This is a genomic window from Nocardioides sp. NPDC058538 (assembly GCF_042719275.1).
Taxonomy (GTDB): Bacteria; Actinomycetota; Actinomycetes; order Propionibacteriales; family Nocardioidaceae; genus Nocardioides.
In genome coordinates this window covers 26,845-34,088 of sequence record NZ_JBHXNY010000048.1, presented here as the reverse complement: position 1 = coordinate 34,088, position 7,244 = coordinate 26,845, and the positions used below count along the sequence as shown (strand labels likewise).

At 67.6% G+C, this 7,244-nt stretch carries 7 protein-coding genes; 5 read left to right on the top strand and 2 right to left on the bottom strand.

Annotation, left to right across the window (positions count from 1 at the left end; translation table 11 throughout):
- The first annotated feature begins 165 nt into the window (after nt 1-165).
- The 3 genes from ACFWQC_RS26215 (at nt 166) to ACFWQC_RS26205 (ending at nt 3,510) form a co-directional block, all read left to right on the top strand.
- Nucleotides 166-1,440 (top strand): DUF222 domain-containing protein, encoded by a 1,275-nt coding sequence (locus tag ACFWQC_RS26215; protein ID WP_378685074.1) that lies wholly within the window; start codon nt 166-168, stop codon nt 1,438-1,440.
- Between the two features lie 55 nt (nt 1,441-1,495).
- The gene (locus ACFWQC_RS26210) at nt 1,496-2,119 is read left to right on the top strand and encodes a flavin reductase family protein (protein WP_378685071.1); all 624 of its coding nucleotides are present in this window, start codon (nt 1,496-1,498) and stop codon (nt 2,117-2,119) included.
- Between the two features lie 131 nt (nt 2,120-2,250).
- The gene (locus ACFWQC_RS26205; RefSeq protein WP_378685068.1) at nt 2,251-3,510 is read left to right on the top strand and encodes an alpha/beta hydrolase family esterase; all 1,260 of its coding nucleotides are present in this window, start codon (nt 2,251-2,253) and stop codon (nt 3,508-3,510) included.
- A gap of 5 nt (nt 3,511-3,515) precedes the next feature.
- Here the strand turns inward: ACFWQC_RS26205 and ACFWQC_RS26200 are convergent, their stop codons facing one another.
- Nucleotides 3,516-5,756 carry an MMPL family transporter gene (locus ACFWQC_RS26200; RefSeq protein ID WP_378685065.1) on the bottom strand — a complete coding sequence of 747 codons (2,241 nt, stop codon included), beginning with the start codon at nt 5,754-5,756 and terminating at the stop codon, nt 3,516-3,518.
- 86 nt (nt 5,757-5,842) lie between these two features.
- Between ACFWQC_RS26200 and ACFWQC_RS26195 the strand changes: the two genes are divergently transcribed.
- Nucleotides 5,843-6,457, top strand: coding sequence for a TetR/AcrR family transcriptional regulator (locus ACFWQC_RS26195; RefSeq protein ID WP_378685062.1), 615 nt, complete (start codon nt 5,843-5,845; stop codon nt 6,455-6,457).
- Between the two features lie 82 nt (nt 6,458-6,539).
- A complete protein-coding gene (locus ACFWQC_RS26190; protein ID WP_357352657.1) occupies nt 6,540-6,851 on the top strand; it encodes a hypothetical protein in 312 nt (103 codons plus the stop codon).
- 5 nt (nt 6,852-6,856) lie between these two features.
- Here ACFWQC_RS26190 and ACFWQC_RS26185 read toward each other — a convergent pair whose 3' ends face one another.
- The gene (locus ACFWQC_RS26185) at nt 6,857-7,243 is read right to left on the bottom strand and encodes a nuclear transport factor 2 family protein (RefSeq protein ID WP_378685058.1); all 387 of its coding nucleotides are present in this window, start codon (nt 7,241-7,243) and stop codon (nt 6,857-6,859) included.
- Nucleotide 7,244: the final 1 nt, after the last annotated feature.

Genomic DNA, 7,244 nt, shown 5'->3' with positions numbered 1-7,244 from the left:
GCCTGTGGGGGTGGAGGGGTGGCCCTTCGGGCCAGTTACCATCCACAGGGACGATGTCGTTCGCTCACCGCGAAAAGAGCCTTTGACCTGGGATAATAGGTGGTCTAATGAGGCTCGGCGGCGTAGAATTAGACCCATCACAACACCTCTGGAGGGAGGGAAGCGATGAGTCTCGAACGCGACATCAACCATCGGGGCACCGACCCCGAAGATGCGATCGACGCAGAGATGACCGCCATCGAGTCCTCCCTCGACAAGTTGCTGACCAGGGATCCCGCCTATTGGCGCACCGGACAGAAGAAGGAGCGCCTGGCACGGCTGGAGAAGCTCCAGGCCAAGGTGGCCGCACTGAAACTTCGGGTGCTCGCGTCGGCCGGCGACATCGCCGAAGAGACCGGCGCCAAGGACGCGTCTGCGTGGATGCGGGCCGAGTTGTTGGTCGACAAGTCCGTCGCCCGGTCGCAGATCAAGCTCGCAGCCGGTGTCGCGCGGTACGACCTCGTCGCCGCCGGTCTCGCTGAGGGTGTCGTGTCCCAGGACAAAACCCGGGTGATCACCAAGGCGCTCGACACGATCGAGTCCAACCCCGTCGCCAGTGCAGAGGACCTGGTTTTGGCCGAGAAGCTCCTGGTCGACTACGCCACCCGCCTGACCGCGAACGAACTACGGATCGTCGGGAAGCGGATCCTGGTCGAGATCGACCCGGTCCGGTTCGAAGACGCCGAAGCCAAAGCCCTGCTGGCGGAGGAAGAACGTGCTCATCAGAAGACTGCGCTGCGGGTGTGGGACAACCACGATGGCACCGTCGGCTTCGATGGTGTCTTGCCGGTCTCGGTGGGGATGAGGTTCAAGCGACTGGTCGAGGCCTACGCCCAGCCCCGCAAACAGCAGTTGGTCGGCAAGGGTGTGCCCTTGCCTCCGTGGGAGCGGCTGATGAGCCAGGGATTCGCGCGACTGCTCGAGACCGTCGACCCGGCCGCGTTGCCCCGGCACGGTGGTGACGCCACCACCATCAACGTGGTGATCTCCCTCGAAGAGCTCCGCAAGGACCTCGGCATCGCCACCCTGGGCTACGACGAGACCAACGGGGCCACGATCTCAGCGGCCGAGGCCAGGCGGATGGCCTGCAACGCGACCATCATCCCCTGGGTCCTCGGTAGTGACGGCGAAGTGCTCGATGCCGGTCGGGGCAGCAGGTTCTTCCAGCCCATCCAGCGCAAGGCCATGCGGCTCCAGCAGGAGTGCTGTCAGGCCGAGGGGTGTGACATGCCACCGGAGTGGTGCGACGCGCACCACCTCGAACCGTGGGCCGCCGGTGGAAAGACCAACATCAAGGACGGGGTGCTGTTGTGCCCGCACCATCACCGCCTTGCCCACAACCCCGCCTACGTCCACGAGCGACTACCGGATGGCACGATCCGGTTCACCCGTCGTCCGTGACTGCGCCGTCGGATACCCGCCGGAAGTCGCCGGTGAGGCGCCCTAGGTTCGAGGCATGGATACGCATGTCGACATCGATCCGGCCATTCTCTACTTCGGTACGCCGGTGGTACTGCTCTCCACTCTCAACGAGGACGGCACCACGAACCTGATGCCGATTTCGTCGGTCTTCTGGCTGGGACGTACGGCGGTCCTCGGGATCGGCGGGTCGTCGCAGACGGCGCGGAACGTGAGGGAGCGGCCGGAGATCGTGCTCAACCTTCCGAGCGTCGACCTCGTCACCCAGGTAGACCGGCTCGCGCTGACCACGGGCAACCCGGCGATGTCGGCGGCGAAGGCCGAGCGCGGGTATGTGCACGTGTCCGACAAGTACGCGCATGCCGGACTGACGCCGTACGGATCCGACACGGTGCTGCCGACGTCGGTCGCGGAGTGCCCTGTGCACATCGAGGGGACGGTGGCGGCGCTCCACGAGCTCGGTGAGCCGAAGCTGCTTGCCGTCGAGGTCTCGGTGACTGCGGTGCGGATCGCACCGGAGCTGCGTCTCGATGGCCACGCCCACCGGATCGATCCTGATCGCTGGCGGCCGCTGGTGATGAGCTTTCAGCAGTTCTACGGGTTGGGGGAGCGGGTTCACCCGTCGCGGCTGGCGAGCATCGACGAGGAGCTCTACCGGTGACCGGCGCCGGATCGACACGTCCGGGCACCCGAATGTGGTCCGCGTCGACATAGACCTGTGGCGGGCGTCACATCTACGGTCGGTCTGCCTGCCGGGAGGCGGCGGGCTGGTCTCGCTCAGGAGGATCGGTCATGGGTCTCGGGTTTCGGATCTCGTCCAGGTTCCGGCAGCAACGAATCGGCGCCGCGCTCGCGGGCCTCGGCCTGGTGCTGGCCGGGGGAGCGGCCGTGGCGATCGCCCCGACCGAGGCCTCCACGGCCGCGGCGGGCTCCTGGTCGGCGAGGACGGCTGGCGGGATGACGACCCAGCTGTACGTCCCCAGCACCGCTCCGACGCTCGGCACCGGGCGTGCACTCATGGTCAACCTGCACGGCTGCGTCCAGACCTCGGCCGCCCTGCGCGACGGCGGCAACTGGGCCGCGACCGCGGACGCGCGCGGGATGGTCGTGGCGATCCCGGCGGCACCGAACGGCGGCGTACTCCTCGGCTGCTGGGACTACTACGACAGCAACCACTCCCGGACCTCGCCGGGGCGACACGACGACAATCTTCTCCAGCTGGTCAGCGATCTGCTCGCCGATCCGGCCCTGGACATCGATCCTGACCAGGTCTACCTGTCCGGGCTGTCCTCGGGCGGCGGCGAGACGATGGTGATGGGCTGCCTCGCGCCCGACGTGTTCGCCGGGATCGGGATCAACGCCGGCCCTTCGGTCGGGACGACCTCGGGGCAGATCGGGTCCGTGGCCGTGACGCAGTCGCAGGTCACCAACACCTGCCGGACCTTCGCCGGCTCCGCCTCCTCGGGGTTCGGCAGCCAGGTCACCTCGGTGATCTACGGCTCCAACGACACCACCGTCGCCCCCGGCTACAACACCCTGAACGCGCAGGTCATGGCCGGGATCTACAGCGCCGGGTCGCAGTCGTCCTTCTCCCTGTCGGGCCTGGCCGGCAACAACACCGCCGGCTCTGGGACGCTTTGGTCGGACGGCAGCGGTCCGCGCGTGTCCTTGATCCAGAACACTGGGATGGGACACAACTGGCCGGCCGGCGGCGGCCCCGGCGGCTCGTACGTCACGACGAACTCGATCGACTACCCGGCGTACGTCACGGACTTCTTCTTCGACAACAACCGCCGCGTCGAGCGGGGCACCGAGCCGACCGACCCGCCGACCGAGGAGCCCACCGACCCGCCGACCGAGCCGGGCCTCTACTGCGGCTCGGCGACCAACGCCCAGCACGAGGCCGCCGGACGCGCCCACTCCTACGGCACCAACCCCTACAACCCCTTCTACGCGAACGTCTCGGAGGACTACCTGGGACAGGGCGACGCCACCGTGACGACCCTGCAGGAGTGGGCGGGCGGCCGCTTCGACGTGGTCACCGCCTGCTGATCGGGTCACGATTCGCGGAGCCTGAGTCGGCCGAAGAGGCGGTTGAGCCAGGGCGGCAGGTACCAGTTGGCGCTGCCGCCCAGCCGCATGGCTGCCGGGACGAGGACACCGCGGATGATCGTGGCGTCGAGGAGGATGGCCACGGCCGTACCGATGCCGATCATCTTCAGATACATGACCTCGCCGGAGGCATAGACGGCGAAGGATGCCGCGAGGGTGACGGCGGCTGCCGTGATCAGCGGTGCGGAGCGTTGCAGGCCGAGGAGTACGGCTTGTCGATTGTCACCGGTTCGGTCGTACTCCTCGCGGATGCGGGAGACCATGAACACCTCGTAGTCCATCGACAGCCCGTATACGACGCAGAACATGAGTATCGGGAACGCGGGGTCGAGGGTGCCGATGGGGGTGAAGCCGAGGAGATCGGCGAGCAACCCGTTCTGGAAGACGACGGTGAGCACCGCGAACATCACGGCGATGCTCACCATGTTCAGGAGCACTGCCTTCAGCGGGATCAGCAGGCTGCCGCTGAACAGGAACAGCAGCACGAAGGTGACCGTCAGGATCAGGACGCCGACCAGTGGGAGACGATCCATCAGCGCGTCGCGGAAGTCGACCAGCTCCGCCGGGTCGCCGCCGACCACCTGCTCGGTGAAGGGGCTGTCCAGGGAGCGCACCTGGTGGACGAGCTCGGACGGGACGCCGGCGTCGAGCGCAGCGCTTGACGGGACCACCTCGAGACGCTGCCCGTCGGCCTGGTCGAGGCGGTCAGGTGCTGTGGCGATGCGGGTGCCGTCGGCGAAGACCCCGGCGGGGGAGTTGACCTGCACGACCCCGTCCACGGTGGAGAGGTCGATCGCGTACTCGACGATGTCCTGGGGTGCCGCGGTTGGGCCGGTGTTGACGACCTGAAGAGCGTCGTTGGGTTCGGCCGAGAAGCCGACTCGCAGCTGGTCGTAGGTGTCGCGTACGGAATGTCCTGGAGGTAGTACGCGGTCGTCGGGGACGCCGATCTGCACCCCCGCTGCGGGCGCGGCGAGCGCGACCAGGCAGATCAGCGCGATCCCACCCCAGGCGAGCGGACGGTCCATGACCCGTTGCCCCAGCCGGTACCAGCGCCCGGTCTCGATCGGCCTCGAGGCTGGGAGGGTGCGACCGTTCCGGGTCATTCGCGCGCCGATGACGGCGAGCGCGGCCGGGAGGACGACGATGGCACCGATGCCCGCCATGAGTACGGTGAGGACGCCGGCCCACGCGAAGGAGCGCAGGAAGTCGTACGGCAGGAAGAACAACATCGACATCGCAGCCGCGACCGTCAGACCGCTGAAGATCACCGTACGTCCGGCGGTGTCCAGGGTCTCGGCCAGAGCCTCCGGAACCGATCGGCCTGCGCCGAGGGCCTCCCGGAATCGGGAGATCACGAACAGGCTGTAGTCGACGCCCAGGCCGATGCCCATCACCAGGGTGATGTTCGCGGCGAACGACGCTATCTCGGTCACGCCGGTCAGGGCGCGGAGTCCGGCCAGCGTGCCGACCACGGCGAAGACACCGACGGCGAGGGTCAGCAGCGCGAAGCTGAGCCGGCGGTAGATGATCAGCAGCAGTACGAGCATGAGCGGAAGGATGATCAGCTCGGCGCGTACGAAGTCGAGCGCTGCCTGCTCGCTGATCTGGGTCGAGGCGGCCTCTCCACCGGCCACACGTACGTCGATCGTCTCGCCGTCGACTGTGTAGGCGGGGATCAGGTCGGCGATCACCTCGCGCGCACTCGTCGCGTCGCCGGCGACGTGAGCGAGAACGACCGCGGAGCCGGCGTCGTCGCTGCGCATGGAAGGGTCCATCCCTGTCGACCAGTAGGACCAGACCTCCGCCACCCGCGGCTCCTCGGCGAGCTCGACGGAGACGGCCATGGCCTCCCGCTCGACCGAGGGATCGTCGACCGATCCGCCGGTCGCCTCGACGAGCAGGATGACGTTTGCCGTGCCGGTGCCGAAGCGCTCGGCGAGCTCGTCCTGTGCCGCCACCGACTCGGTGCCCGCCACCTCCCAGCGAGACAGTACGAACGATGACATCGCCCCGGAGGCGACGAACCCGAGAACGAGCAACGCGCTGATCGCGATGCCGAGGATCCATCCGGGACGACGGGCGACAACGCGGCCCAGCTTCGCCAGCCAGGTCGAGCGGAATGCCGGCGCGGTGGGGGTGGTGGTGGCGGAGGTGGGGATCAGTTCGCGGATCGGCTCGACCATTGTCGCGCTCTCCCTGCTAGTTTTACGAGTAGATGCTCGCGATAAATATACGAGTACCTACTCGTATATTTCAAGGAAGGGCGACGATGACCGATCCTGCGGTTCCGATCCGGACACGCAAGCGGCAGGCGCGTGGGGAAGAGCGCATGCGCGAGATCGTGCGTGCCGCCGCGGTCGTCTTCGCCGAACGAGGACCGGAAGCGGCGACGACCAACGCGATAGCCGCCGAGGCCGGGATCTCGCCGGGCTCGCTCTATCAGTTCTTCAGCAGCAAGGCCGACATCGCCCGCGCGCTCAGCGAGCACTACGCCGCAGAGCTCTCCGGTGTGCGCCAGACGATCATGGACGTCGGTCAGGGGACGTCGATCGAGGCGTCGATCGACGCCGTGGTCGGTCCGCTGGTGGCGTTCAGCCTCGCTCGCCCCGGGTTCAAGGCCCTCTTCGCACGATCCGACCTTCCGGCCGACATGCGCGAGGCCGTCGCTCCGGTCCAGCAGGCCATGCACCAGACGGTCGCGACGCTGATCGCACGGTTCATGACCGAGCGCGACCCGGCAGACGTCGATCGCATCGCCACCGTCGCGATCCAGATCGTCCGCGGGATGATGCCGCTGATCACCGAGGCTCCCGATCCGGCAAGCCGGGATGCGCTCATGGCCGAGCTCCGCACTGCGTTGGCCGGCTATCTCAATCGCGCTTGAACCCCGCGTCGTGCTGACTCCGAGGCGAACTGTCCGGCGTGGCTGCCGTAGGCTTCGTCTCCCGAACAGAACGAGGTGCAGCATGACAGCGAGCAGGTCCGCTCGTGAGCGGAAGGCAGCCTCGCAGGCCGGGCCCCTGGCCACGGTGAGGATCGACCTCGACGCGCAGGAGCAGTTCGTCTACAAGATCACCTGCACGGAGTGCGTCGTCAGGGACAGGATCAAGTGGGCGACCTATCGCGCCGGCGAGGACAACGGCTTCATGGCAGCCATGGACCGATGGATCTTCCACCTGACGCAGAAGCACCCCGAGGCGGACGCCCCGTGCCTGAAGTTCCTGCCCGAGGCGCAGCAGCGGCTCGAGGAGCGGCGGCAGGGACGACCCGTCGACTGACGGCGTCAGCCCTGCATGGCGGCGGCCTTGATCTCCTCGAACTGCTCGCCCATCCGGGTGGCGAGGGCCTCGGCGGCACGCAGCGGGCGGACCATCACCTTGAAGTCGACGATCTTCCCCTCCTCGTCGTAGGTGAGGAAGTCGCAGCCGTTGAGCTCGAGGCCGTCGACCTTGGCGGTGAACTCGTAGGCGTGGTGGACGCCGTCGTGGATCTCGCGTACGTAGGTGAAGTCCTCGAACACCTTCACCACGGCGCGCAGGATCGCGGCGGTGATCGCCCGGCCGGGGTAGGGCTTGAACGCGACCGGGCTGGTGAACACGACGTCGTCGGCGAGCATCGCCTCCACGGCGTCCATGTCCTTGGCCTCGATCGCCTCACGGAAGGTGGTCATC

What these genes read in the sequence shown, in the direction of transcription:
- ACFWQC_RS26215 (WP_378685074.1), top strand. Translation starts at nt 166, where the DNA reads ATGAGTCTCGAACGCGACATCAACCATCGGGGCACCGACCCCGAAGAT.
- ACFWQC_RS26210 (WP_378685071.1), top strand. Translation starts at nt 1,496, where the DNA reads ATGGATACGCATGTCGACATCGATCCGGCCATTCTCTACTTCGGTACG.
- ACFWQC_RS26205 (WP_378685068.1), top strand. Translation starts at nt 2,251, where the DNA reads ATGGGTCTCGGGTTTCGGATCTCGTCCAGGTTCCGGCAGCAACGAATC.
- ACFWQC_RS26200 (WP_378685065.1), bottom strand. Translation starts at nt 5,756, where the DNA reads ATGGTCGAGCCGATCCGCGAACTGATCCCCACCTCCGCCACCACCACC.
- ACFWQC_RS26195 (WP_378685062.1), top strand. Translation starts at nt 5,843, where the DNA reads ATGACCGATCCTGCGGTTCCGATCCGGACACGCAAGCGGCAGGCGCGT.
- ACFWQC_RS26190 (WP_357352657.1), top strand. Translation starts at nt 6,540, where the DNA reads ATGACAGCGAGCAGGTCCGCTCGTGAGCGGAAGGCAGCCTCGCAGGCC.
- ACFWQC_RS26185 (WP_378685058.1), bottom strand. Translation starts at nt 7,243, where the DNA reads ATGACCACCTTCCGTGAGGCGATCGAGGCCAAGGACATGGACGCCGTG.